The sequence below is a fragment of the Klebsiella sp. BIGb0132 genome, from assembly GCF_024810075.1.
Classification (GTDB): Bacteria; Pseudomonadota; Gammaproteobacteria; order Enterobacterales; family Enterobacteriaceae; genus Klebsiella; species Klebsiella terrigena.
On record NZ_JANUDW010000001.1, the window covers coordinates 84,354 to 108,872 of the forward strand.

The window sequence follows — 24,519 nt, forward strand, 5'->3', positions numbered from 1 at the left end:
AAATCTATATATTGTTGCCCCTGACGTGGAATATCAAAGTAAAGGTGAAAAAAAAACATGCAAACAATCGGCAACTTTATTAATGGAAAAACAGTCATCAGCTCCAGCAACCAAAAAATTTCTGTTTACGATCCATCTACAGGAAAAGTGGTACGGGAATTAACGCAAAGTACTACGCAGGAAGTTTCTGACGCAATAGGTACTGCACATGATGCATTTTATAACTGGTCCCGAACAACTCCCCTGCGCCGTGCTCGAGTTTTGTTCAACTTTAAAATGCTGCTGGAGCAGCATCGTAATGAGCTGGCAGAACTGATCGTTAGTGAGCATGGCAAAGTATGGTCTGATGCGCTAGGTGAATTAACACGTGGTCTTGAAGTGGTTGAGTTTGCATGCGGCATTCCTCACCTGATGAAAGGTGAATACTCTTCAGATGTGGGTACCGGTGTCGACAGTTATTCCTTAATGCAGCCAGTCGGCGTTGTGGCGGGCATCACACCTTTCAACTTCCCGGCAATGGTGCCAATGTGGATGTTCCCTATTGCATTGGCCTGCGGAAATACCTTTGTACTAAAACCTCCTGCACTCGATCCTTCAGCCTCAGTTCGTATGGCAGAACTTCTGACTGAAGCCGGTTTGCCAGACGGCGTCTTTAACGTTATCCACTGCTCTAACGAAAATGCCGAACAACTGTACAGGGATCCACGTATTGCCGCCGTCAGCTTCGTTGGATCTTCTGGTGTTGCAGAACACATTTACAAAACTGCCAGTGCCTACGGGAAACGCGTGCAGGCGTATGGTGCAGCGAAAAACCACGCGATCGTGATGCCCGATGCGGATCTCGATGCAACAGTTAACGCCATTATGGGTGGTGCTTTCGGCTCTGCCGGTGAGCGTTGTATGGCTCTACCGGTGGTGGTTGCTGTTGGTGATGAAACTGCAGATAAACTCATTACTCGCCTCACCCCACTGGTGAAAGCATTGCGCGTCGGCCCGGGGATCAAAAAAGGCGCCGAAGAAAACGAAATGGGCCCCGTTATTTCCGCTGCTCACCAGAAAAAGGTGCTGGGTTATATCGACAAGGGTACACAAGAAGGCGCGGAACTTATTGTTGATGGTCGTAACTATCATGTCGATGGTTATGCGGAAGGTTATTATGTAGGTGGATCATTATTTGATAACGTAACTGCGGATATGACAATCTGGCGTGAGGAAATTTTTGGCCCCGTACTTTGCATAATGCGCGAAGCGGACTATGCAAGCGCATTGAAACTAGTCAACAGCCATGAGTTTGGCAATGGTAGCGCCATTTTTACCTGTAACGGCCATACAGCACGTGAGTTCGTCCATGACGTAGAGGCTGGCATGGTTGGAGTTAACGTTCCGGTACCGGTACCGATGGCATTCCACAGTTTTGGCGGCTGGAAACGTTCTGTCTTTGGGGCTCTGAACGTACATGGTCCTGATGGCGTTCGTTTCTATACCCGGATGAAGACAGCAACCACACGGTGGCCTGCCGGCCAGCAGACGGTTTCTGAGTTCAGTATGCCGACCCTGGGCTGAAAATCAAAAGGAGAACACAATATCAGTACTCTCCCGAAATCAAAAGCCGGACGCGCGAGGGCGCATCCGGCATGTAACGCCAGAATCTACCGGCTGGCGTTATGTTGGCTTTGATGTTTATATGCTTAAAAAAGGGCAAACATTGCAGCTGACAAACGGTGACAAAGAACTTTGTCTGGAATTAGTCGCCGGGTTAGCCCCAATCAAAACACAGTCTGCCGAGTTTCCGGGGATCGGTAAACGTATGTCCTCATTTGAACGCATACCGCCATACCCAGTATGCGTTCCACACAATGATCAGATAGAAATTCTAGCCGATAGCGACCTGGAACTGGCGGTGTGCAGCGCGCCTTCACAAGGTAATTTGCCTGCCCAACTAATAACTCCTGGAGATGTTGGTGTTGAACAGCGTGGTAAAGGACGTAAGAAACGTCTTGTACATAATATTTTGCCGGATGATAAGCCAGCAGATAGTTTGCTCGTTGTTGAAATTTATAGCAACGAAGGTGATACAAGTTCTTATCCCAGCCATAAACATGACCAGGAGAACTCGACGGATGAGACTTATCTGGAAGAAACATACTATCATCGCTTTAATCCTGAGCAAGGGTTCGCCATGCAGCGTATATATGCCGATGATCGTTCTCTGGATGAATGTGTTGTTGCTTATCACCGAGACGTAGTTATGGTACCGCGTGGTTACCATCCAGTTGCAACTATTGCGGGTTACGATAATTATTATCTTAACGTAATGGCTGGTCCGGTTCGCCTATGGAAATTTACCTGGGAAAAGGATCACGCATGGGTTAACAGTGATAATTATCCTGGAAAAAAATAATTTGAGGTTGATGGTGAAACATGCAGGCGCTCTGATAGTGACTCTATCGTTTCAAAAGAAATATTATTATCATCAAGAATGTAACGAGCCACAAATCGAAGTCGTTTATTAAGCTTATCGTACTTATCTAGAATTTCTTTTTTTAGCACTACTAACTGTTCAGGAGGTCTACACATTCTTCCCTCCTGAGAAAGATGGTAAATTGCACTTTTTACACTGATATTGTGGAATGATTAAATACATCAATTAAAATAGACAACCTACAGCGTTAAACATACTAAATAAAATACTCCCAAAGAAACACTTTCACTGATAAAGTTTTCACGGGCATTGTGTATTATTCATGAATAAATAGATCTTCAGCTTCCTCATATCCCATGACAATGGTAATCAATTGATTTATTTCAATTGTGGGGAAATTTATATCCTTAAAAAAAGAGTAAGAACTGTACTCTCTTTCAACTGATATTCCACTAAGTTGGTTGGTAAGCGTAAGTCTAACGCCTTCATCTTTAAGGGTATCCCCCGCCACTTCGCTCAATAATTTTTCTATAATGAACTGATAATCCTGATGAGTTCGAAAACCAGAGATGCTCTCCAAATGTATTTTCGCCACTTTCTTGTTTTTAATATTAACAAGTTCTAATGCATACGCTTGTTCATTATTTTTCATAAGGCCCCTTCTTTTCAAAACATTATATGGATTTATTGACTCTAAAGACTTCTAATTTATAAAGCAACTTCTTTTTTATGCTCAAAACTAAATCTCGTATATATAAAAACTACCAGATACCAACAAACTGGCAAATATCTATAAAATAGAACTTTCATGACTCTCCCCTGCCCTCCGACATCTTCATATGGAAAAAGCTACAATTACCTATGTGGTTTTATTTACTGAAAATGTTTCGGGATGTTTGTTTGAAACCCGAGCAATCATCTCCGATACTTAGCATTACTGTCTTATCAGTCCAGGGATTCAGTTACCTTGCTATCCAACTGACAGATAAATGCAAACGCAATTGAAATGTACATTCCATTTTATGGAAAAACAAAACATATTAACCCAAAATAATTAATAATGTGACTTAAATCACATAAAATAATACAAAATTATTAATCAAAAAAACATAAACTATTGATTTTAAAATCAATAGCCTTATGCATTCCAGCTATGACAGCGGAGACGCTTCGACTATCAGTAAAAACGTCACTAACAGAGCAACAGGATAGAGGTCTATGCTTATGCTGTGGCAGAGCCGCATAATCTATGTCACATTTTTTCCCAAAACTGTGTCTATCAATCCGTATAACCGCATTCTACATCTACCTTTCAGATCAGTACATTAGCTCCATACTGCCAAAAAAATCTAACTTAACCATCAGATACGAGGCGAGTCTCCCCATACTCCTACGTACCTCTCCTCCCAGATTACTGACATGCGCTGTTAGCTCCCTTTTTCAGACGTGAAAAAACGTGATCAAGATTGTTAAATCAACGAGTATTTTTTCAAAAACTTGACGCCCATAACGAAATGAATATTTCACAAATGACACGCTATGGACTTTTAAAACCATGCGGGTATAACAACCGTGTAAGCACGTGCACCCGAGTGCAAAAACAAATACACGTCATCAGGGACGATGCTCTAAATGTTACTCCGTATTTTGTAATAGCTATTATATCCAATAAAAACATAGTGATAGTGCATTCACCCTGACAGGATAAACATATGACTGATAACGCAATAAATAATTCAATAGCAAGAAATGACAAGAAGATGAGGTTAATAACCTTAGTCTCCACCATCGGAGGTTTATGTTTTGGCTATGACACCGGTGTTATTTCTGGCGCTTTGCTTTTCATGCAACACGACCTAAGCCTCACACCATTACAGGAAGGGTTGGTTACCTCTTTCCTGCTGTTTGGTGCTGCTCTTGGTTCTGTAGGGGGGGGCTGGCTATCAGATCGTCAGGGACGTCGAAAAAATATCCTGTGGGTTGCTGTGATCTTCATTTTCGGAGCCCTGGGTACCGCGATGGCATGGGATGTCACTTCAATGATTGTCGCACGCTTCATCCTAGGTCTTGCCGTAGGGTGTGCGTCAGTAACTGTACCTATTTACATTACGGAGCTTGCGAAACCTACACAGCGGGAAAGACTGGTGACCGTAAACGAACTGATGATCGTGACCGGCCAGTTTTTGGCTTATTCGGTCAACGCGGCAATCGTAAACTTCTACCCGGACATGTCCCACAACTGGCGCATTATGCTGGCCATTCCGGCCTTACCTGGCGCACTCCTGTGGCTAGGCATGCTCGTAATGCCAGAATCACCGAGGTTCTTTGTCCGCAAAGGACAAACAGATAAAGCGGTCGCAGTACTGGAAACACTGCGACAGCCCCATGAAGTGGCCCAGGAGATTAGAGAAATTCAGCAGGTGATTCAAATCGATTCTTCTCACGGCAGCTTTTTTGAAGAAATTAAAAAGAAATGGGTACTTCAGCTCATTTTAATTGGATTGATGATTGTTCTTGCAACACGAGTCACCGGTGTTAACACCATCATGTATTACGCACCAACCGTATTGAAATCTACTGGACTAGGGGATGCAGCTGCGGTGACCGGTGCAGTTGCCAACGGGATTGTTTCAATTCTTGCCACATTATTGGGTATGGTTCTAATCGGGAAACATTCACGCCGGAAAATGTTTTTCACTGGCCAGCTTGGCGTGACGCTCAGTCTGATAATGATTGGTTTAGCCTTTAAATTCTGTTTCCACATGGAAACTGTCGATCAAGTAACTTCTCTGCATCCGAACTTTAACGGTGCCAGTTATCTGATTCTCGGCTTGATGCTGGTCTTCCTGGTATTTATGCAAGGATGGATCGCACCGGTCTTCTGGTTAATGCTGGCAGAGATCTATCCCCTAAAAATGAGGGGGCTTGGAATGGGATTTGCTGTATTTGGACTATGGATTTTCGATTTCATCATTCAGTCGGTGTTCCCGTTCTTACTGAACCATTATGGAGGCAGCATGACCTTTGGTTTCTTTGCCGCAACAAACGTAATCATGTTGATCCTGCTGGTGAAATATTTACCAGAAACCCGCGGATTAACGCTTGAACAAATTGAAAAGAAATTCAGATTCTAACTTAGCCAAGAGGAACAGTTTATGACAGTTAATATCGGATTAATTGGTTTAGGAATGATTGGCCGCGATCACCTGCAGCGTTTCCATTCCATCATTAAAAATGCCCGAGTGAGTGCGGTTTGCGATATCAACCGCAGCGTCACTGATAATCTTGCAAGTGAATATGGTGCCAGTGCGTTTTACGATGCGGAAGAGATGATCAAATCTGACAGCGTTGATGCGATTTTCATCTGTTCCATTGGCCCAGCTCATAAAGATCAAATACTCGCTGCAATTAAAGCAGGCAAACCTGTATTTTGTGAAAAACCATTGACACCAACCGCAAATGAAGCACGCGCTATCATTGATGCAGAAGTTGCTTACGGTAAACGAATGATACAACTGGGTTTTATGCGCCGCTTTGACCCTGGCTATAACGCACTGAAAGCGACGCTGGACAGCGGTGAATTAGGTGAAATTCTGTTAATCCACTGCGCGCATCGCAACGCATCAGTTCCAGAAAGTTACACCCTGGAAATGGCGGTAAATGACTCAGCAACACACGAAATAGACATCATTCGATATTTACTTAATGAAAATATTGTCTCTGTACGCGTGGATAAACCCCATAAAAAAACCAGCCGCGCTTGTGCGCACTTACAGGATCCCCTGATTGTTATTTTTGAAACCGAATCAGGTGTTCGGATCGATGACGAATTATTCGTGAACTGCAATTACGGTTACGACATCCGATGTGAAGTGATCGGAGAGAACGCCATTGCTGGTCTCACTGAACAGGCTTTAACCGCAACGCGCTCATCCAAAGGTCATAGTCACGCCATCCCAATGACCTGTATGGAACGTTTTGCTACTGCCTACGATCGTGAAGTACAAAACTTTGTGGATAGAGTAAGTGAAGGTAGCGAAATGACCGGCCCATCTTCATGGGATGGCTACGTAGTTGCTGTCGTCTGCGACGCTGGCCTGGAATCACTGAAAGACGGGGAAAAACACGCAGTTAACCTGCCGGAATGCCCGGCTCTGTACCGCTAATTATCGCAGCCACAGGAGAGCATCATGCTAACTATCAGGCAAGAAGATATTTTTATTGGCTGCCGCGCGAATTCAAAAAAGAAGGCTCTGCGTATTGCAGCTGATGCCTTACAGGCGAGTGGTTATGTCAGCAATGGCTTCTTTGAATCGATGCTGGATCGTGAAAAAGTGCTTTCAACCTGGCTGGGCGCAGGGGTGGCAATGCCACACTGTACAAAAGAAGGTATCGATTTAGTGACACAAACAGGCTTTCAGGTATTTCAGTTCCCGGAGGGAGTCGGCTGGGGGGAGGGTAAAGTTGCTTTCCTGGTTGTAGCCGTCGCAGCACAAAATAATGAACATATTGACGTTATTGCTGCTTTGGCGGATCTACTCGACGATGAAGTAAAAACTACATTGTTGGCCAGTGCCAAAAGCAAAGAAGAATTTCTGGGAATCCTCGAAGGCAACTAATTAATTAAAGAAAGGAAAAGTTATGAAACTGGCATTATGTACCGACGTTCTTGGAGATTTGTCATTTACTGATATGCTTGACCGTGTTAAGCAATATGGAATCAATGGTGTTGAAATGACAGCAGGCGGCTGGTCACCCTGCCCTCATGTTAAGACGGAAGAAATGCTGGAGTCACCTGAAAAACTTGCGGTATTTCGTGGCGAACTAGAAAAACGTGAGATGGAGATCGTCGCTCTCAATTGTTCAGGTAATCCACTTGCTCCAGGTGAACTAGGCAAAAAACATTCAGCAAGCAGTTACAGAACCGTAGAGCTCGCCGCGAAGTTGGGTGTGAAAAAAATTGTCATGATGAGTGGTTTGCCGGGAGGATGTCCTGAAGATAAAATCCCAAATTGGATCACTTCAACGATCTCCTGGCCAGATTATATGCCTGGTGTAATTGATTACCAGTGGAATCAGGTTGCAATTCCGTGGTGGCAAGCGTTTTCTCGTCATGCCGAAGAGCATGGCATTGAAAAAATCGCACTGGAAGAGTTCCCAAGCCAGCTGGTGTATAACCCAGACACTCTGTTGCGTCTGCGCAAGGCAGTCGGCGATATTATCGGCATGAATCTCGATCCATCTCATCTGATAGCGATGGGAGCCGATCCAATCGCTGCAGCACGTAAACTCGAAGGTTCGGTTTATCATGTCCACGGTAAAGATGCCCGTATCGAGCGCGGGTTGGCTGATATTGATGGTCTGCTGGAATACAAACCGGTAACCGATACTAAAAACCGTACCTGGAACTACGTCGCTGTAGGCTGTGGTCAGGATTTGAAATGGTGGAAGGAATTTTTCTCCGTTCTTCGAATGACCGGATACGATGGTTATGTATCTCTTGAAATGGAAGATCTGACGATGAGTGTAGAAGCAGGCTTATGTACATCAATTGATGCCTTGAACGCGTCACTGAGTCGCTGATCAATACTCCTATAATATAAAAATCATTAAGATTGATAATGCCAGTCAGTTTTTTAACTGACTGGCTGAATATTATACCCCCGTATTTAATGTTAAAAACACAGGTCCAAAAATGCTTTATTTAACAGGATGAATAGCATGAGAAGAGTCCTCTTCCCTCATCAACCATCAACCATCAACCATCAACCATCAACCATCAACTCCACCAATATAAAAATAACACCTTTAACACTGAGGTAATTTATTTTTTATACAGTTCCCTCTCAGGAAGAGTTTTTTTTGAAAATTCAATTATTCATATAGATAGAAGGAACTGGCAATGAAAATAGTAGGTGAATTAATTGTAGAAAATCAACATAATTCCCTTCATGCAACAGAGGAGTTTACGACATTGCTATCGGCGATTAAACTTGGCGCAAATTTATCCACAGGGATATCAATAAGGCCGAATTCGTCGGTATCCCTGGGGCAAGTGGACGTGGACGTGGAAACATACAAGGAGAAGAACAACAAAAACTTGATCTGTTTGCCAATGAAAAGCTAAAAAATGCATTACGTTCCCGTAACATTGTTGCATGAATAGCCTCTGAATAAGATGATAACATTGTTATTTTTGCGGGAGGGAGCATGCAAAACACAGTTTGCTGATGGATCCGCTAGATGGTTCGTCCAATATTGTTGTTAATGTATCTGGATTCGAAAAAAATAGGCGTCTCCTGCTGTTTTTCTTGACCTGTTCGCCAGAAAATCGGTGAGATAAGCAATATCATTACCTTCTGAATATTAGACTTACAATCAAAATTCGGAGAATGTCGTCAGAGAATTGAGGTAAATCTTGAAGCTATATCTCACACCGTTCCTGAGACGTCAGTAAGATTATGAAGCCAGACCATCATTTTCTCAACAAGCCGATCTGGTAACAGCCAGAATGTATTAAAATGCATATATTAGCCATATTGAATGTATTTGTATTTAACCCTATATTTCCAGTCACCTATTATCATTTAATCTATTACTGGTACGCCACCGAAGATATTCCGGTGGCGAGCGAGAACCCAGCGCACTATGCGGATGCCATTCATTATAGTGCTCGAACGCCTCCGCAAGGTTATTTACTGCCGTTAACCCGCCAGGTTTGAGTATGCTACTGATGTAGTCACGCTCCATCATTTTGACGAAGCCCCTCTGCTATTCCGTTACTCTCCGGGCTTCGCACCGCCGTGTTTTTCGGCTCAGGTCTCACCATCCGAGCGATCTGCCTTGTTTCATTCGCCCGTTAGTATGAACCGTTATCCGTCAGCCATTCCACTGGCGACGGCGGAAGACCGCTGCCGAAGCGACGCTCCACGGCTCCCAGCATGACGTCCTGTACAGTTTCGCTATTGAAGCCGCCCATACTGGCTGCCCAGTGCAGCGTTTCACGATCGCAGTAGCCCAGCGCGAACGCGGCACGCAGTTTTCGCCATTATCACAGCGGAATTAGAACCCACCAGAGCACCACTTGGTTGCTTTTCTTCACGGACACTCTGCTGGTATGTGCCCGTTTCGCTGGTGGTACGCGGGTTTACTCTCAAGCAGTAGCGTATTCTGACGTATGTTTCGGTAAACACGTTTGGCGTTATTCGTTGCCGCACCATCAGGTTCTGTCGGCCTGCGAAGCAGAACCCCCCCCGGCGATAGCCATACGTGGACAGCACGCCGATAACTTGGTGTATACGGGCAAGCACATTCGTATCATCAGTGCGGCGACCTGCGGCGGCCCTCCTGCCAGTCATCGTATAAAATAAAAAAGTGCATTGATATAGCTTCAATATGGGGAAAAAGGCCGGGCTGGGAAAGCCGCAGGGAACAAGATCGCGAAACAGCGGCACCAAAAACCGTGGCGACGGCTCAACCGGCTTGTAGAACGTCAACATAAACTCACCTGGCATAATAACTGTGTTTATATACAGTATTAATAAATCATCAGGGTTAATCAAGCCGCTCATGCTCCGTTATCGCGAAGGTCTTGAAGTTCGGCCATATTTAGGCGGATGCTGCGGCTCGTCGCGCCAGGCGGCGCTAAAAATAACGCGTCTCTGGCAATCTCACGCGATTCGTAGCAGGATAGATGCTTGCAAGCAGCGCGTTATGGTGAGGTACCATAACCACAAACTATGGCGATTCGTCCGACATACTGAACGGGAGATTCTTATGTACTACACGTTAGGAGATACCACCCTCCACTTCTATCGCTATCAGTGCCGTTTCTACGTTGCCCACTGGGATGGCGGCAACGTAATGACCGACAAGTTCAGGCAGTTCATCGAGCTGATTACGGAAAAAACGGGCATTGACGCGAAGAATGTCGAGGCGGTTGCACGAGACTATTTTAACAACGTCGATTAACGGTTGTTCAGTAGCTGAATAACCGACCCCCGCTTATTACCTACATGCCCTGCACTGGCCGGCTGGCGAGGCGGAAAACGCGCGCGGTTCTTCCTCTCGCCTTGACACTGTACAAAAAAACAGTATAACTACTGCCTACCGTTACAGGAGCCAAAGCATGTTTGTAGAACTGGTTTATGACAAAAGAAATTTTGAAGGGTTAGCCGGGGCCAGAGAGACCATTATGGCTGAACTCACCAAACGTATTCACCGCATTTTTCCTGAGGCCGACGTTCGCGTTAAGCCGATGATGACGCTGCCCGCCATCAATACGGATGCCAGCAAGCATGAAAAGGAGCAGATCAGCCGCGCCGTTCAGGAGATGTTTGAAGAAGCGGATATGTGGATGACCGCAGACGAATAAGCCAGGCCGCCGCGTTGATATCAACAGCGTTTTTTCAGGGGCCGGCGTTAGCATTACCCAATACGGTTCCCTGGATATCACCTTGCCCTGCAAATATTTTCCCCGGCCACCGGCGCTGCCCGCCGGTCATTTAAATACGCTATCCTGTTCACCAGACTTAAATTTATCCGCGGCCAGGGAAGCAAACTGCGCCATCAACACCAGATACAACCTGACTCCCTGAATATTACGTAATTTTATATTCACAACCTGAATAAAATGAAACCCACTGCAGATTATTCTGACCATGGCGGCTGAGGAATCACTCCCGTCGTGTCCATAGCCATTTTTTACAGGCAGGTTTGCCGCAAAAGATTCAGGCAACGCCCGCCAGGTAGCGCAGGCGTTACCGCCTGGCCGCTCTTTTTTCCTCCGCGGCGCTTTTCATCCGAGGGCGCACCAATGTTTCTAAATTGTTTCAGTCAGTTAGTCCATGAAAACGGCACGGATGATGCTCTCTTTTGGCGCAAACGGCCCAAATCCCCTCCAGCATCTTTAAGCAAAATAGCGGCGATTAATTGAAATATTATGCTACACCGCTGCGGAGACATCGATATGAAAACCCAGCATTGATTCATAAATATCATTAAAAAAGCTTTTTTGATAACTATGAAAAATATTTCATTAGGATTTTTCTTAAGGCGAGAGTAAATTTCTTCGCATAAAAGCAAGAATATCCATAAATTTCTCGGGGAATAAATGCGTATGGCGAATTTACTCTTTTTGGCACTGGCGGTCGCACTGCTCCTGGTCGCCGTTTTTTCTCTTATTTCGTATATAAGAGATCGCAAGAAACAAAAGTTTACCTTCAAAAAAAGACGCTAGCGGCAACAACGTTAGGGGGACGAACAGACGTTGAGTCCCTTTAACCTACGCAGCCGGGCGAGCGCAGGGACCGTCCTTGACGGTATCTGTTTGAAATAGCTTAAATAGCCTGAATTATTACAGTGAGGCCAGGCTTCGGGAAACGAGAAATATTATTGTTGCATCACGTCAGGCCATCGCATCCCGAACGGGTTCTGTTTATTTGCGGAACTATTGCTCAGGTACGCAGTCTGATTACCGTCTGTATTAAACTATCGAGACTGCTGTGACCACACTTATGATTGTTGTAACAACGCTTGCCGTGCTTAGCCTGTTCGTATTGAGCCTGGCAAAAGTTGGAATTGCTGTATCCAATAACCCCGACGAGTTCTGATTGCTCTTCGGGCTATCGTCGAAGCTCTGGCTTCCCTGTCGCTGATCCTACATACCGCACGTCAGCGATTATCGTTTTTCCGTAGCGCCGCCCTCTTCTTTGCAGAACCCTCTCCTTTGCAGAAGCGCTTTACCGCCGCGGGTGCCCGACTCTGCCTTCCGCTGCCGTAACCTCTCCCCGAGCCGTCACCCGGAGGCGCTGACGCGCTGGCCGAGGAGACGGCCGGCATACCTACTTCTTCTTCCGCTTACGCCGATACTTACGCTTAAATTTAAGATCGATGGCAAAAATAACCACGATAACGCCGACAAGCCATAACAGGGTGGCACCAGTTTCAGCAACGTTCACAACGTCCCTTTTATCTATCACTTAATGTTATGGGTAACATTAAGAACCATATAAAACCAGTAAGCAATCGTTTTCGTTACAATTGTATGGCGAATAAATGACGAAATGTCGCATCCGCGAGCAACGGGTCAGAAATCAGCCATCGCCGGATGGAATGAAGCTCCCAGGACGGAGATTGACGGTTCGCATTCCCTCTTCCACCAGGCTATATCTTAGACACCTTTATGCGTACAGGAGTGATGGTGGTGAGCAAGAAGATTCTGATGCTGGTGGGCGACTACGCCGAAGATTACGAAACGATGGTGCCGTTTCAGGCATTGCAGATGATTGGTCATCAGGTTGACGCGGTGTGCCCCGATAAAACCAAAGGTGACTATATCATGACGGCGATCCACGATTTTGACGGTGCCCAGACCTATAGCGAAAAACCCGGCCACCGCTTTGTTCTTAACGCCGACTTTTCCGCAGCAAAAGAACAAGATTACGACGCGCTGCTGATCCCCGGCGGACGGGCGCCTGAATATCTGCGCCTGAATGAGGAGGTGCTCAAGCTGGTGCAGGCGTTTGACCGCGCCGGTAAGCCAATTGCCGCCGTTTGCCACGGCCCGCAGCTGCTGGCTGCGGCCGGCGTGCTAAAAGGACGTACCTGCAGCGCCTATCCGGCCTGTGCGCCGGAAGTTCGGCTCAGCGGCGGACACTATGCCGACATCGGTATCGATCAGGCGCACGTTGACGGCAACCTGGTCACCGCTCCCGCCTGGCCCGCGCACCCGCAGTGGCTGGCGAAATTTGCCGAAGTGCTGCAGCAGCAATAGGTTGAACGACACGTCAACGCGGGCGAAAGCCGCTGGCAGGCGGTAATGGCGTGGAGAACCGCGCCATTACCGAATCACGATGGGATAACGAACTACGGGTGCTTGACGATATACATTGTCCGGCTATAGGCAACATCTTCCGGGTTGGTAATCGGATAGCCCTTCAGCCACGGCTTAATCAAACGTCCGTTGGTGTACTGATAAATTGGCGCGATGGGCGCTTTGGCCATGATTATCTTTTCCGCTGCGTTGTAATCATCGTTGCGCGCCTTATCCGACGTCTCCTGCGCCGCCTGGGCTAAGATCTTGTCGTAGGTCGGATCGTTAAAGCGGGAGATATTACCGCTATGGGTTGAGGTCAACAGAGACAGGAAGGTGGAAGGCTCGTTGTAATCCCCCACCCACGAGGCGCGAATCACGTCGAAATTCCCGGTGTTTCGGCTATCGATATACGTTTTCCACTCCTGATTCTGTAGCTTAACGTCGACGCCGAGGTTTTTCTTCCACATTGACGCCACCGCGATGGCAATCTTCTGGTGGTTTTCCGAGGTGTTATACAACAGCGTCAGCTGAAGCGGACGGCCAGGGCCATAGCCCGCCGCCTGCAGCAGCGCCTTGGCCTGCGCGTTCAGCTCGGCCTGGCTCATGCTCTCCGCCTGCGAGGGCTGCGGCGTAAACCCTGCCGTCACGTCCGGGGTGAAGTGCCAGGCCGGCTTTTCGCCGGTTCCCAGCACTTTTTCCGCCATCAGGCGGCGGTCGATAGTCAGGCTCAGCGCCAGGCGCACGCGCTCGTCGGCGGTCGGCCCCTTCTGCGTGTTAAAGGCGTAGTAGTAGGTGCCCAGCTGCGGCGGGGTGTACACCTGCCCCGGAATATCTTTCAGCAATTTTTGGTACAGGTTTTTCGGGAAGGACTCGGTGATATCGATATCCCCGGCCAGGTAGCGCTTGGTCGCCGACGACTCCTGGTTAATCGGTACAAAGGTCACCTGCTGGATAACCGTTTTGCCATTATCCCAGTAGTGGCTGTTAGGGACGACAACCAGCTTTTCGTTAACCACCCGGTCTTTTAACACGTAGGCCCCGTTGCCGATAAGGCTGCCCGGACGCGTCCAGTTAGCGCCGCTCTCGACGTTCGCTTTCTGTACCGGATAAAACGCGAAGCTGGCCGTCAGATTGCTGAACCACGGCAGCGGCTTATCCAGCTGCACCCGCAGCGTGCGCGCATCTACGGCGGTAACCCCCAGCGTATCGACCGCGGCCTTACCGTCGATAATATTTTGCGCATTCGTTATGCCCGCCAGCGCGGCGAACCAGGCAAAGGGTGACGTCGTTTTCGGGTCTACCAGGCGCTGCCAGCTGTAGACAAAGTCCTGCGCCGTAACCGGGGTACCGTCCGACCAGCGGGCGTCATCGCGCAGGGTAAAGGTCCAGACCCGGTTATCGTTGCTCTGCCAGCGGGTCGCCACGCCGGGAATAAGATTGCCCTTAGCGTCCTGGTTGACTAAACCTTCAAAAAGATCGCGGATCACCTGAATTTCCGGCAAGCCCACGGCTTTAGCGGGATCTAATGAGGCCGGCTCATCTTTAATATGCCGTACCAGTACCTGTTTCTCGGCTAAGACGGTACCCGGAGGGACATCCGCCGCCCAGGCCAGAGATGAAACGCTGGCTAACCACAGCGCGCCGCATGTCAATGTGACAGGATACTTCATAAGATCCCCTTTAAAATAAAAAAACCAGAGCTGGCAGAAGGATGATTATTTGTTTCATCACCTGAAATTGCAAACGGCTTGTGATAGAAAATTGACGCGTATTCTGATTTCATCGTCCAGGGAAACTATTTGATTCCGGGACGGTTTTACACAACACTGCTGAAAATAACCTGCTAACAGGATGCCCTATGCCCGTTTCTCGTCCTCGTACCCAGCGCGGCGCCTTTCCGCCCGGCACCCAGCGCTACGGCCAGTCCCATCTTGGCGCACCGCTGCTGTGGTTCCCCGCGCCGCTGGCCGATAGCCGCAGCGGCCTGATCCTTGCCGGCACTCACGGCGATGAAAACTCGTCGGTGGTCACCCTCTCCTGCGCGCTTCGAACCCTGAAGCCCGAACTGCGTCGCCATCACGTCGTGCTGGCGGTCAACCCCGACGGCTGTCAGCTCGGGCTGCGCGCCAACGCGCGCGGCATCGATCTCAATCGCAATTTTCCCGCGGCAAACTGGAAAGAAGGGGAAACGGTCTATCGCTGGAACAGCGCGGCCGAGCAGCGCGACGTCGTGCTGCTGACCGGGGAAAAGCCCGGCTCGGAGCCGGAAACCCAGGCCCTGTGCCAGCTGATCCACCAGATCCACCCGGCGTGGGTGGTCTCGTTTCACGATCCGCTGGCCTGCATTGAGGATCCTGGCCACAGCGAGCTCGGCCAGTGGCTGGCCGACGCGTTCGCCCTGCCGCTGGTCGGCAGCGTCGGGTACGAAACGCCCGGCTCTTTCGGCAGCTGGTGCGCCGATATCGGCCTGCCGTGCATTACCGCAGAATTCCCGCCGATATCCGCCGACGAGGCCACGGAAACGTACCTGCCGGCGATGATCGACCTGCTACACTGGCACTCTCAAAGATGAAGAACGCCGGTGCTGAAATGCAGCGCCGGCTCCACGTCAACCGCCAGCCAGGTCGGGCCATCGAGATCGGCGAAACGCGCCAGCGGAGCCAGCGGCAGCGCCGCTGAAATCGCCCGCGAGGTGCAGAGCATACAGCCGAGCATGCGCTCAAAGCCCTGCTGCTCCGCCTCCTGCGCGAGAAACAGCGCTTCGGTCAGGCCTCCGGATTTATCAAGCTTGATGTTCACCATCTCATAGCGCCCGCGCAGCCGCGGCAGGCTGTCGCGGGTGTGGCAGCTCTCGTCGGCGCAGACGGGCAGCGGATGAATAAAATTCTCCAGCGCCTCATCGGCGTCCGCCGGCAGCGGCTGCTCAAGCATCGCCACCCCGATATCGGCCAGCAGCTGGCAGCGCGCCGCCAGGCCATCGCTGTGCCAGGATTCATTGGCGTCAACAATCAGCGTGGCCTCCGGCACCGCGCTGCGAATGGCGATCAGCCGTTCGCTGATAAGGCGATCGTCAAGCTTGACCTTCAGCAGGCGCGCGCCCTTTTCCCACAGCGCCGCGGCGCTGGCCGCCATCTGCTCCGGGGTGCCGATCACCACCGTCTGCGCCGTCACCACCCGGTTCGGCAACGCAACCCCCAGCAGCTGCGGAATGCTTTTGCCCACGCTACGCGCCTGTAAATCCCACAATGCGCAGTCGACGGCGTTACGCGCCGCCCCCGCAGGCAGCAGATGCTGAAGCTGTTCGCGGGTCGCGCCGCTTTCCAGCTGCTCGCCAATCGTCAGAATTTGCGCCATAACCGAGGCAATGCTCTCCCCATAGCGAGGGTACGGCGTGCACTCGCCGACGCCCTTAACGCCATTCTCCTCCACCTCTACCACCACGACCTTCGCCTCGCTGCGGCTGCCGCGGGCAATCACAAACGGGGTATGTAGCGGCCAGGCTTCTTCGTACACTCGCAGGTTTCGCATTCCCAGGTTCCTCCAGGGGAAACGTTAAATAGGATTTGCCGTGCTGATAACGGATGTCATACACTACCCGTGACGTTAACTATATGTAAACAGGAAGATAAACATGTCACAAACCGTGCATTTCCAGGGCAATCCCGTTGCCGTTCAGGGCACCATTCCGCAGGCAGGCGCAGCCGCGCAGCCGTTTACGCTGGTCGCCAAAGATCTCTCCGACGTCGCGCTGAGCCAGTTCGCCGGCAAACGTAAAGTACTGAATATTTTCCCAAGCATCGATACCGGCGTGTGCGCGGCATCGGTACGTAAATTTAACCAACTGGCATCCGAGCTGAACAACACCGTTGTGCTGTGCATCTCCGCCGATCTGCCGTTCGCTCAGTCCCGCTTCTGCGGCGCTGAAGGCCTGAACAACGTCGTCACCCTGTCCACCCTGCGCGCGCCGCAGTTCCTGGCTGATTACGGCGTTGCCATTGCTGCTGGCCCGCTGGCCGGCCTGGCCGCTCGCGCAGTGGTCGTTGTTGATGAGAATGACCAGGTTGTTTACAGCCAGCTGGTGAATGAAATCACCGAAGAGCCGGACTACGATGCGGCCCTGGCTGCGCTGAAAGCGTAATCAGCCTCTGCCCCGGACCGCGCTTCACGCCCGGCCCGCATGTCCTAAGCCCTCGTTTATCGAGGGCTTTTTTATTTTCGCGGCGCATAGCGGGAGATAAATCGCGCAATCGCCGGGCCGGTCAATAAGATGGTGAACAGGCGCAAGGTCTGCATCGCCATGATAAACGACATGTCGGCTCGCGTTCCCGCCGCAATAATCGCCACCGTATCCAGGCCGCCGGGGCTGGTCGCCAGATAGGCGGTCATAAAATCGAGCGGCAGCACCTGCGTCAGGCCAAACGCCATCAGCGAGCAGAGTAAAATCAGGCCGATGATGGAGGCGAGAATCTGCGGCAGAGTCTTTAGCGCCAGCAGAAAAATCTCCCGATTAAATTTTAGACCAACGCTCCAGCCAATGGCGGCATAAGCCAGCGCCAGCAGCCATTCCGGCAGCTCCAGCATCAGCCAGCCCTCACCCTGCACCAGCGCCCCGGCCAGCATCGGCAGCAGCATCACGCCGGAAGGAAAGCGCATGCGCAGGCCCAGCCAGCCCGCGGCGGCGGTCAGCAGCAGCGTCAACGGCAGCTGTCCGCTGATGGCGGGAAACCAGACGATCTGCTGGTTCATCTCCTGCGCCTCGCCGCCAGAGGCAAAACGCACCACCAGCGCCGCCGCGCCGGCAACGAACAGCACCCGCAGATACTGCATTAAGGCCACCAGCCGCACGTCGGCGCCGTAATCCTGCGCCATGACCACCATCGCCGAAGCGCCGCCCGGCGAGCTGCCCCACGCGCCGGTTGCCCCGGGTAGCGAGCTGTAGCGCACCAGCAGCCACCCGGCCAGCGCGCTGAAGGCCAGCGTAGCGAACAGAATAAACAGCACCAGCGGCCAGTGGCCGAGCAGCACGCCAAAAATTGAGGGCGTGAGGGTTTGGGCGATCATGCAGCCAATAATGGCCTGAGCGGCGATAAAAAAGGGTCGAGGTACGCTGATTGTCGTGCCGCGCAGGCTGAAGGTTATGCCGGCGATCATCGGGCCGAGCAGCAGCGCCGCGGGCAGATGTAGCCAGAACAGCACAAACGACAGCGCGGCGGAGAGGGTCAGGAGTTTCAGCCACGACAGCAGCGGGCCAGGCGACATTACCATCTGAATTCCTGCAAAATAAGTTTGCAGCACGTTGGCCGACGGTCAATCCCGCCGGCCAACGAGGCTACGCTATTCTTCGCTCTTCTTCTGGCTGAGGCCGTACTCGCGCAGCTTATTGGCAATCGCGGTATGGGAAACCCCCAGTCGCTTCGCCAGCTTACGGGTGCTCGGGAAGCTGCGGTAAAGCTGGGTCAGAACGGAACGCTCAAAGCGACGAGTAATATCGTCCAGCGAACCTTCCATCGCCTCTTCGCCTACCGGCAGCGAAGCGACGTCGCCATCCGGCAGCAGGATATCCTGGGGCCGCATTTCGTAGCCATCAAGCTGCGTCAGCGCACGATAAACCGCGTTCTTCAGCTGGCGAACGTTGCCAGGCCAGCTATAGCGGGTCAGCACCGTACTGAGATCGGCGGAAAGTTTCGGCCGCGGGATCCCCTGCTCGTCGGCAAACCGGGCGACGAACAGCTCGGTCAGCGGAATGATATCCTGCGGGCAGTCGCGCAGCGGCGGTAAATGCAGGGTCAGGACGTTGAGGCGGTAGTAAAGATCTTCGCGGAACAGACCCTTCTGCACCATCTCCACGAGGTTTTTCTGGGTGGCGCAAATCACCCGCACGTCAACGTGAACCTCGTGATCTTCCCCCACCCGGCGGAAGGTGCCGTCATTGAGGAAACGCAGCAGCTTCGTTTGCATCCGCGGCGACATTTCGCCGATCTCATCCAGCAGCACCGAGCCGCCGTTAGCCTGCTCAAAGAAGCCTTTTTTGCCCTGAATAGCATCGCCAAACAGCTCGCTTTCCACCGCGTCTTCCGGGATAGAACCGCAGTTCAGCGCCAGATAGGGCTTGCTCGCCCGCGGGCTGGCGAGGTGGCAGGCGTGCGCCAGAAGATCTTTCCCGGTACCGGTATCGCCGACGATCAGCAGCGGCGCGCTGAGCATCGCCAGCTTGCGGGCCTGCTCAACTACGTGGCGCATTTTCGGGCCGACGGCGAGAATTTGGCTGAACGCGCTGGTATCCTGGGTGGTCATGGTCTGCAGCTGACGCCCCATACGTACGGTGGAACGCAGCATTGCCACCGCTCCGGTGAGTACGCGTTCGCCGTGCTCGCCTTCAAGGTAGACCGGCGTAATCTCCAGAACAAAGTTCTGTCCGCCAATCACCACATGCTCGCTGTGCGACTCCAGCGGGCTGCTTTCCAGCCAGCGCTGGATGTTAAAATCGGTAATCAGCTGGGCCACCGGGTGATTGCGCAGCCGCTCCTGGCTTTGCGCAAACAGCTGGCAGCTGGCCGGGTTCGCCAGCTCGACTTTCCCTTTGGTGTCCAGCGAGAGCACCGGTTCCGGCATCGCCACCAGCAGCGCCGACAGCGCAAGATGCTCACGCTCAGACGGCATCCACGGCACGGTACGCACGTCGGTCACGCCGGCGATACGGCGGATTTCCGCCATCAGACTGCTAAAGTTAGCGAACTCCAGCTCGGCAAAATTGAGGTAGATCCGGCCAATAGGGTCGATGTCGATACCGCGGAGGTCGATCCCTCGCAGCACCAGCAAATCGAGCAATTCACGGGTCAGACCAAGACGGTCCTCACAAAAGACTTCAAGACGCATAGGAGTTTTCACCCTAAAAAGGCCAATGACGGATGAATAATAGGACAGTTATTTGCTGGCGTGAAGATAGCTGTCAACAAATATTGACAGTATGGCGGAAAAATGGCCGCTGTGGCGTAAAGGCGAGCGAAGAAAAGCGAGAATGCGCCGCTGGCCGCCGGGGAGCGACGGCCAGATCGGCTAAGAAGGTTATTCCGGGCGGGCTTTGCTTTTTTGCAGCGTCTCTTTCAGCTGGCCGATCAGCTCGCGGCGGAAATCCCCCAGCCGCGGCTTATCGTCAGCGATCCACGGCAGCGGGCGACACAGCTCCATCGCTTTGATCCCCAGCCGCGCGGTGAGCAGCCCGGCGCCAATGCCCTGCGCCGCGCGGGCCGATAGCCTGGCCGCCAGATCCTGCGACATCCAGTCCATACCGACCTCCCGCACCAGCTCGCTGGCGCCGGCGAAGGCGATATTCAGCAGCACCAGACGGAACAGGCGCAGGCGGCTGTAGTAGCCCAGCTCGATGCCGTACAGGGTGGCAATCCGGTTAATCAGGCGTAAATTACGCCAGGCGATAAACGCCATATCCACCAGCGCCAGCGGGCTGACGGCGATCATCAGCGTCGATTCCGCCGCCGAGCGGCTGATTTCGCGCCGCGCCTGGGCATCCAGCACCGGCTGAACCAGCTGTGCATACAGGCTGACAACTTCACGATCGCTTTGCGTTTCGTGGATCGCGGCATACCAGCGCTGGAGAGCCGGGTGCGCCTGATCGAGCCCCGCCTGCTGCGCAAGCTTTTCGCAAAACGCCCGCCCTTTTCCTACCGCATGGCTGTGCATCAGATCGCGGGCCTCGTCGCGCTCGTGAGCGCGCTGGCGCAGCCGCCACAGGCGCCGCCATTCGGTGGCAACGGAACCGACGCCCGCCCCCACGATCAGCGCCCCGGCCGCGCAGCCGCCGAGCGCAATCCAGTCCTGCGTCTGCCATGCGGTCATCGTCCACTGCACGCCCTGCGCCACCACGCTGACGCCAAATATCGCCAGCCCGGCGCTGACCATCCGCCGCCACAGGCTGCGCTTCGGCCGCAGAACCGACTCTACCACCGCTTCCGCCGTGCCCTCTTCGTCTTCTGTCAGCAGGTCAACCCGCGCCGGGGCGAACTTTTCTGCGTCAGCGCCGGCAAACGCGCGGGCAGACTTTAGCGCCTCGGCAGGCTCCGCCTGCAGCGGTCCGTTGAAATCTACGCGTGGTTTTAACGGTTCGCTCATCGCAATTTATCTCCAATCAAAAACTCAAGCGCCGCGTCCAGGCGAATATGCGGCAGCGGCTTATCGACATCCATCACCCGCGGGCGGAAATTCTCAAACTGAAAGCCCTGCTGCTGCCAGAACGCCTGGCCCGGCAGGCGCGCAGGCACTTCGCCGGGATAGATGGTCAGCGGCTGGCCATCGCTGAGCCGATCGCCGCGCAGCGCGGGAATGTTCTCGCCGTTGACCGCAATCAGCCCGCCCTGGGTGGCCTGAATCGACGCCAGCCCCAGGCAGTCCATGCTAATCCCTTCGAAGGCCGCATTTTGCCACGCGTCCTGAATCAGCTGCTGCAGCAGCGACACCATGTTGGCATGCTGATCGACGGTCACGTGATCGGCCTTGGTCGCCGCAAACAGCAGCTTATCAATCACCGGGGAGAACAGGCGGCGGAACAGCGTCCGCTGGCCGTAGTGAAAGCTTTGCATCAGCTGGGTCAGCGCGAGGCGCATATCGTTGAAGGCCTGCGGCCCGCTGTTCAGCGGCTGCAGGCAGTCCACCAGCACAATCTGGCGGTCAAAGCGCAGAAAATGGTCCTTGTAGAAGCCCTTAACCACCTTCTCGCAGTAATATCTGAAGCGCTCGCGCAGCATCCCGGCGTTAGTGTGCTTGTCCGCCTGAGCCAGCCGGGCTTCGCCGACGGCGTCCACGTCCGGCCAGGGGAAGAACTGCAGCGCCGGCGCGCCGGCCATATCGCCGGGCAGCACGAAGCGCCCCGGCTGAATAAAGTGCAGCCCTTCGCGCTTGCAGGCGTGCAGATAGTCGGTCCAGGCGGCGGCAATCTCCGCCAGCCGGTTTTCATCGGCCGGCGCCAGCGGATCCAACCCTTCGCACAGCTGGCGCCAGCGCGCCGACCACTCCGCGCGCTGGCCCTGCAGCAGCCCGGTCATTTGCCGCGACCAGCCAAGGTAGTCCTGCGCCAGCATGGGTAAATCCAGCAGCCATTCGCCGGGGTAGTCGACGATTTCCAGATACAGCGTGGAGGTGTCCTTGAAGTGGCGCAGCAGCGATTCGCCGGAGCGGTAGCGCAGCGCCAGACGGATCTCGCTGACGCCGCGGGTCGGCGTCGGCCACATCGGCGGCGACCCGTAGAGCTGGGCCAGCCCTTCATCATAGGTAAAACGCGGAATGCCGAAGTCGCGCTGCGGGACGCGCTTGACGCCCAGCAGGCGCTCTTCCCTGACCGCGCTGAGCAGCGGCAGGCGCGCGCCGGAGTGGATGTTCAGCAGCTGGTTGACCAGCGCGGTGATAAACGCGGTCTTGCCGCTGCGGCTAAGGCCGGTAACGGCCAGACGCAGGTGCCGGTCAACGCCACGGTTGACCAGCGCATTGAATTCAGTTTTAAGTCGCTTCATTGCCATCCCATGCTATCCGTAATATTTCAGGCTAGTGCTTTGAAGAAAGTGCTTTAATCATAAGCCATTAGGTGGGGATAAGCCGAGAAGTTATAAAGTGCGGCACGACGATCCCCGCCCGCTACTTCATGTTGCGAGTTAAGCGATTTGCCAGGCGGCTGAGCAGCGGCTCGAGAGCAACCGCCAGCAGCATTTTCACCGGCCGACGCGCAACCGACTTGATTGCCCAGCCGGCAACGCCCGCCGGGCCATAGCGCAATGCGGTCAGCAGCACCAGCCGGCCGGCGATTTTCAGCCCGGGTTTCATTTTCTGTCCTGCCTGCTGCCATTTGATGTTCATAGGTAACCTCAGGTTAAGCTACAGCTGACGAAAGCGGCTGCGCAGGGTAAAGGTGTCGGAGGTGACGTAGCGCTCCATTTCCCGCAGGCGTCGTTCGCTGGCCGCCAGCTCGCGATCCGCCTCGGCGAGCAGCTCGCCGCTGGCCGGCACTTTCTCGCCGTTCAGCTCGCTTTCCGCTATCGGATCGAGGGCGAACGTCAGGATAATGTATGCCACCACCACAAAGAAAAAGAGACCAAAAATCATCGCCAGGACGGTTATCAAACGCACCAGCTTCACCGGCACGTCAAGATAGTGCGCGATCCCGGCGCAAACGCCCTTCACCATACCGCGCTGGGGAATTCGCCACAGTTTTTTACTCAAATCGAGTCCGGCCATTATTTGTCCCTCCAGTTTGGATGCTCGGCATCAAGAATGTCTTCCAGCGTCTGAATCCGTTCGCGCATGCGCTTCGCGTCATCGGTCAGTTGCAGCAGGCGCTGCTGTTCATTCTGCGACAGGCTGCCGCTGGCAGAACGATTGTTGTAGTGCAGCCAGAGCCACACCGGCAAAACGAACAGCACAAATAACGTCAGGGGTATGGCAATAAAAAGCGTACTCATGTGTACTCCTTACAGTGAGTGAGCGGCGGCGCGTCACGGCGCCGCGACGCTTGATCCTTCAGGCTGGCGGCATCGCCTGCCCCGGTCTTTCAACCGGTAGCGCGGCCTGAAGGATTTTGCGAATGTCATCAGTTATTTTGATTCATTTTGCTTTTCAACGCCGCCAGCTGTTCGCTGATTTCGTCGTCGGCTTTCAGGTCAGCAAACTGCTGGTCCAGCGATTTTTGCTTGCCGAAGCCGTGGCTTTCCGCTTCCGCTTCCATCTGATCGATGCGGCGCTCGAAGGATTCAAAACGCGCCATCGCTTCATCAATTTTACCGCTGTCCAGCTGACGACGCACGTCGCGGGACGAGCTGGCCGCCTGGTGACGCAGGGTCAGAGCCTGCTGACGAGCGCGCGTCTCGCTAAGCTTGTTCTCCAGCTCGCCGATCTCTTTTTTCATCCGCGCCAGGGTTTCATCAACCAGCTGCGCCTCATTTTCCAGGCTGCCGATAAGGTCGGTGAGCTTCTGTTTTTCCATCAGCGCGGCGCGGGCGAGATCGTCTTTATCTTTGCGCAACGCCAGCTCTGCTTTTTCCTGCCATTCGGCCTGCTGCGCGAGCGCCTGCTCAATGCGGCGGCTCAGCTGTTTCTTTTCCGCCAGCGCGCGTGCCGAAGTCGAGCGGACTTCAACCAGCGTATCCTCCATCTCCTGGATCATCAGGCGAACCAGCTTCTGCGGGTCCTCCGCTTTCTCCAGCAGAGAGTTAATGTTGGCGTTCACGATGTCGGCAAAACGAGAAAAAATACCCATAATTTCAATCCTCATAGTTCTGTT

General features: G+C 52.8%; 24 protein-coding genes and 2 pseudogenes. 14 read left to right on the top strand and 12 right to left on the bottom strand.

Features of this window, described 5'->3' with window-relative positions:
• Positions 1-57 precede the first annotated feature (57 nt).
• Both M2416_RS00345 and iolB read left to right on the top strand, forming a co-directional pair.
• Complete coding sequence (locus M2416_RS00345; protein WP_259221509.1) at positions 58-1,563, top strand: CoA-acylating methylmalonate-semialdehyde dehydrogenase; 1,506 nt, start codon at positions 58-60, stop codon at positions 1,561-1,563.
• A 19-nt stretch (positions 1,564-1,582) separates the two neighbouring features.
• Positions 1,583-2,401, top strand: a complete 819-nt coding sequence (gene iolB / locus M2416_RS00350; protein WP_259222845.1) for a 5-deoxy-glucuronate isomerase — start codon at positions 1,583-1,585, stop codon at positions 2,399-2,401.
• Between the two features lie 337 nt (positions 2,402-2,738).
• On the opposite strand, the gene M2416_RS00355 is transcribed toward iolB, so the two are convergent.
• A complete protein-coding gene (locus M2416_RS00355) occupies positions 2,739-3,074 on the bottom strand; it encodes a DUF1869 domain-containing protein (RefSeq protein ID WP_259221510.1) in 336 nt (111 codons plus the stop codon).
• A 1,060-nt stretch (positions 3,075-4,134) separates the two neighbouring features.
• Between M2416_RS00355 and M2416_RS00360 the strand changes: the two genes are divergently transcribed.
• From M2416_RS00360 to M2416_RS00380, 5 genes and pseudogenes are all read left to right on the top strand, one after another.
• A complete protein-coding gene (locus M2416_RS00360) occupies positions 4,135-5,556 on the top strand; it encodes a sugar porter family MFS transporter (protein ID WP_259221512.1) in 1,422 nt (473 codons plus the stop codon).
• A gap of 21 nt (positions 5,557-5,577) precedes the next feature.
• Positions 5,578-6,588 carry a Gfo/Idh/MocA family protein gene (locus tag M2416_RS00365; protein ID WP_259221515.1) on the top strand — a complete coding sequence of 337 codons (1,011 nt, stop codon included), beginning with the start codon at positions 5,578-5,580 and terminating at the stop codon, positions 6,586-6,588.
• 24 nt (positions 6,589-6,612) lie between these two features.
• Positions 6,613-7,041, top strand: a complete 429-nt coding sequence (locus tag M2416_RS00370) for a PTS sugar transporter subunit IIA (RefSeq protein ID WP_259221517.1) — start codon at positions 6,613-6,615, stop codon at positions 7,039-7,041.
• 22 nt (positions 7,042-7,063) lie between these two features.
• Entirely contained in the window at positions 7,064-8,005 is a 942-nt protein-coding gene (locus tag M2416_RS00375) for a sugar phosphate isomerase/epimerase family protein (protein ID WP_259221519.1), read from the top strand.
• 319 nt (positions 8,006-8,324) lie between these two features.
• Positions 8,325-8,697: pseudogene (locus M2416_RS00380) on the top strand (FIG domain-containing protein); the annotation flags it as partial.
• Between the two features lie 298 nt (positions 8,698-8,995).
• On the opposite strand, the pseudogene M2416_RS00385 reads toward M2416_RS00380, so the two are convergent.
• Positions 8,996-9,778, bottom strand: a pseudogene (locus tag M2416_RS00385) (integrase core domain-containing protein); the annotation flags it as partial.
• Between the two features lie 420 nt (positions 9,779-10,198).
• Between M2416_RS00385 and M2416_RS00390 the strand changes: the two are divergent.
• The 5 genes from M2416_RS00390 to M2416_RS00405 all read left to right on the top strand — a co-directional run bounded on the left by M2416_RS00390 (position 10,199) and on the right by M2416_RS00405 (position 13,196).
• On the top strand, positions 10,199-10,393 hold the full coding sequence (locus tag M2416_RS00390; RefSeq protein ID WP_076945414.1) for a hypothetical protein: 195 nt from the start codon (positions 10,199-10,201) through the stop codon (positions 10,391-10,393).
• Positions 10,394-10,550: 157 nt separating this feature from the next.
• The gene (locus M2416_RS00395) at positions 10,551-10,796 is read left to right on the top strand and encodes a DinI family protein (RefSeq protein ID WP_041145229.1); all 246 of its coding nucleotides are present in this window, start codon (positions 10,551-10,553) and stop codon (positions 10,794-10,796) included.
• A 744-nt stretch (positions 10,797-11,540) separates the two neighbouring features.
• A complete protein-coding gene (locus M2416_RS00400; protein ID WP_139339383.1) occupies positions 11,541-11,660 on the top strand; it encodes a small membrane protein in 120 nt (39 codons plus the stop codon).
• Between the two features lie 277 nt (positions 11,661-11,937).
• The gene (locus M2416_RS26950) at positions 11,938-12,033 is read left to right on the top strand and encodes a YnaM/YnfT family protein (RefSeq protein ID WP_353853576.1); all 96 of its coding nucleotides are present in this window, start codon (positions 11,938-11,940) and stop codon (positions 12,031-12,033) included.
• Between the two features lie 593 nt (positions 12,034-12,626).
• On the top strand, positions 12,627-13,196 hold the full coding sequence (locus tag M2416_RS00405) for a DJ-1/PfpI family protein (RefSeq protein WP_123551492.1): 570 nt from the start codon (positions 12,627-12,629) through the stop codon (positions 13,194-13,196).
• A 92-nt stretch (positions 13,197-13,288) separates the two neighbouring features.
• Here M2416_RS00405 and M2416_RS00410 read toward each other — a convergent pair whose 3' ends face one another.
• Positions 13,289-14,908: a peptide ABC transporter substrate-binding protein gene (locus tag M2416_RS00410; RefSeq protein WP_076945413.1), complete on the bottom strand. Its 1,620-nt coding sequence runs from the start codon at positions 14,906-14,908 to the stop codon at positions 13,289-13,291.
• Positions 14,909-15,096: 188 nt separating this feature from the next.
• Here M2416_RS00410 and mpaA point away from each other — a divergent pair, with 188 nt between their 5' ends.
• The gene (gene mpaA / locus M2416_RS00415) at positions 15,097-15,810 is read left to right on the top strand and encodes a murein tripeptide amidase MpaA (RefSeq protein ID WP_076945412.1); all 714 of its coding nucleotides are present in this window, start codon (positions 15,097-15,099) and stop codon (positions 15,808-15,810) included.
• Here the strand turns inward: mpaA and ycjG are convergent.
• Positions 15,801-16,766 carry an L-Ala-D/L-Glu epimerase gene (gene ycjG / locus M2416_RS00420; RefSeq protein WP_076945411.1) on the bottom strand — a complete coding sequence of 322 codons (966 nt, stop codon included), beginning with the start codon at positions 16,764-16,766 and terminating at the stop codon, positions 15,801-15,803. The genes mpaA and ycjG overlap by 10 nt on opposite strands.
• 103 nt (positions 16,767-16,869) lie before the next feature.
• Here ycjG and tpx point away from each other — a divergent pair, with 103 nt between their 5' ends.
• Complete coding sequence (tpx, locus tag M2416_RS00425) at positions 16,870-17,376, top strand: thiol peroxidase (RefSeq protein WP_041145224.1); 507 nt, start codon at positions 16,870-16,872, stop codon at positions 17,374-17,376.
• A gap of 71 nt (positions 17,377-17,447) precedes the next feature.
• Here the strand turns inward: tpx and M2416_RS00430 are convergent, their stop codons facing one another.
• The 8 genes from M2416_RS00430 to pspA form a co-directional block, all read right to left on the bottom strand.
• A complete protein-coding gene (locus tag M2416_RS00430; RefSeq protein WP_076945410.1) occupies positions 17,448-18,503 on the bottom strand; it encodes an AbrB family transcriptional regulator in 1,056 nt (351 codons plus the stop codon).
• Between the two features lie 69 nt (positions 18,504-18,572).
• The gene (gene tyrR / locus M2416_RS00435; RefSeq protein WP_076945409.1) at positions 18,573-20,114 is read right to left on the bottom strand and encodes a transcriptional regulator TyrR; all 1,542 of its coding nucleotides are present in this window, start codon (positions 20,112-20,114) and stop codon (positions 18,573-18,575) included.
• A gap of 189 nt (positions 20,115-20,303) precedes the next feature.
• On the bottom strand, positions 20,304-21,365 hold the full coding sequence (locus M2416_RS00440; RefSeq protein WP_076945408.1) for a YcjF family protein: 1,062 nt from the start codon (positions 21,363-21,365) through the stop codon (positions 20,304-20,306).
• Positions 21,362-22,759: a YcjX family GTP-binding protein gene (locus tag M2416_RS00445; RefSeq protein WP_132510733.1), complete on the bottom strand. Its 1,398-nt coding sequence runs from the start codon at positions 22,757-22,759 to the stop codon at positions 21,362-21,364. Before M2416_RS00445 ends, M2416_RS00440 begins: the two co-directional genes overlap by 4 nt.
• A gap of 121 nt (positions 22,760-22,880) precedes the next feature.
• Positions 22,881-23,099 carry a phage shock protein PspD gene (gene pspD, locus M2416_RS00450; RefSeq protein ID WP_041145220.1) on the bottom strand — a complete coding sequence of 73 codons (219 nt, stop codon included), beginning with the start codon at positions 23,097-23,099 and terminating at the stop codon, positions 22,881-22,883.
• 18 nt (positions 23,100-23,117) lie between these two features.
• On the bottom strand, positions 23,118-23,477 hold the full coding sequence (gene pspC, locus M2416_RS00455) for an envelope stress response membrane protein PspC (RefSeq protein ID WP_259221547.1): 360 nt from the start codon (positions 23,475-23,477) through the stop codon (positions 23,118-23,120).
• Positions 23,477-23,701: an envelope stress response membrane protein PspB gene (gene pspB / locus M2416_RS00460; protein WP_041145218.1), complete on the bottom strand. Its 225-nt coding sequence runs from the start codon at positions 23,699-23,701 to the stop codon at positions 23,477-23,479. Before pspB ends, pspC begins: the two co-directional genes overlap by 1 nt.
• Positions 23,702-23,829: 128 nt before the next feature.
• A complete protein-coding gene (pspA, locus tag M2416_RS00465; RefSeq protein WP_041147594.1) occupies positions 23,830-24,495 on the bottom strand; it encodes a phage shock protein PspA in 666 nt (221 codons plus the stop codon).
• Between the last annotated feature and the right edge of the window lie 24 nt (positions 24,496-24,519).

Coding starts and splice junctions, on each gene's coding strand:
- ycjG (WP_076945411.1), bottom strand. CDS start 16,766: ATGCGAAACCTGCGAGTGTACGAAGAAGCCTGGCCGCTACATACCCCG.
- M2416_RS00345 (WP_259221509.1), top strand. CDS start 58: ATGCAAACAATCGGCAACTTTATTAATGGAAAAACAGTCATCAGCTCC.
- M2416_RS26950 (WP_353853576.1), top strand. CDS start 11,938: ATGATTGTTGTAACAACGCTTGCCGTGCTTAGCCTGTTCGTATTGAGC.
- pspD (WP_041145220.1), bottom strand. CDS start 23,099: ATGAACATCAAATGGCAGCAGGCAGGACAGAAAATGAAACCCGGGCTG.
- tyrR (WP_076945409.1), bottom strand. CDS start 20,114: ATGCGTCTTGAAGTCTTTTGTGAGGACCGTCTTGGTCTGACCCGTGAA.
- M2416_RS00360 (WP_259221512.1), top strand. CDS start 4,135: ATGACTGATAACGCAATAAATAATTCAATAGCAAGAAATGACAAGAAG.
- pspB (WP_041145218.1), bottom strand. CDS start 23,701: ATGAGTACGCTTTTTATTGCCATACCCCTGACGTTATTTGTGCTGTTC.
- M2416_RS00375 (WP_259221519.1), top strand. CDS start 7,064: ATGAAACTGGCATTATGTACCGACGTTCTTGGAGATTTGTCATTTACT.
- M2416_RS00365 (WP_259221515.1), top strand. CDS start 5,578: ATGACAGTTAATATCGGATTAATTGGTTTAGGAATGATTGGCCGCGAT.
- M2416_RS00355 (WP_259221510.1), bottom strand. CDS start 3,074: ATGAAAAATAATGAACAAGCGTATGCATTAGAACTTGTTAATATTAAA.
- M2416_RS00445 (WP_132510733.1), bottom strand. CDS start 22,759: ATGAAGCGACTTAAAACTGAATTCAATGCGCTGGTCAACCGTGGCGTT.
- pspA (WP_041147594.1), bottom strand. CDS start 24,495: ATGGGTATTTTTTCTCGTTTTGCCGACATCGTGAACGCCAACATTAAC.
- mpaA (WP_076945412.1), top strand. CDS start 15,097: ATGCCCGTTTCTCGTCCTCGTACCCAGCGCGGCGCCTTTCCGCCCGGC.
- tpx (WP_041145224.1), top strand. CDS start 16,870: ATGTCACAAACCGTGCATTTCCAGGGCAATCCCGTTGCCGTTCAGGGC.
- M2416_RS00430 (WP_076945410.1), bottom strand. CDS start 18,503: ATGGTAATGTCGCCTGGCCCGCTGCTGTCGTGGCTGAAACTCCTGACC.
- M2416_RS00440 (WP_076945408.1), bottom strand. CDS start 21,365: ATGAGCGAACCGTTAAAACCACGCGTAGATTTCAACGGACCGCTGCAG.
- M2416_RS00400 (WP_139339383.1), top strand. CDS start 11,541: ATGGCGAATTTACTCTTTTTGGCACTGGCGGTCGCACTGCTCCTGGTC.
- M2416_RS00410 (WP_076945413.1), bottom strand. CDS start 14,908: ATGAAGTATCCTGTCACATTGACATGCGGCGCGCTGTGGTTAGCCAGC.
- M2416_RS00370 (WP_259221517.1), top strand. CDS start 6,613: ATGCTAACTATCAGGCAAGAAGATATTTTTATTGGCTGCCGCGCGAAT.
- pspC (WP_259221547.1), bottom strand. CDS start 23,477: ATGGCCGGACTCGATTTGAGTAAAAAACTGTGGCGAATTCCCCAGCGC.
- M2416_RS00395 (WP_041145229.1), top strand. CDS start 10,551: ATGTTTGTAGAACTGGTTTATGACAAAAGAAATTTTGAAGGGTTAGCC.
- M2416_RS00390 (WP_076945414.1), top strand. CDS start 10,199: ATGTACTACACGTTAGGAGATACCACCCTCCACTTCTATCGCTATCAG.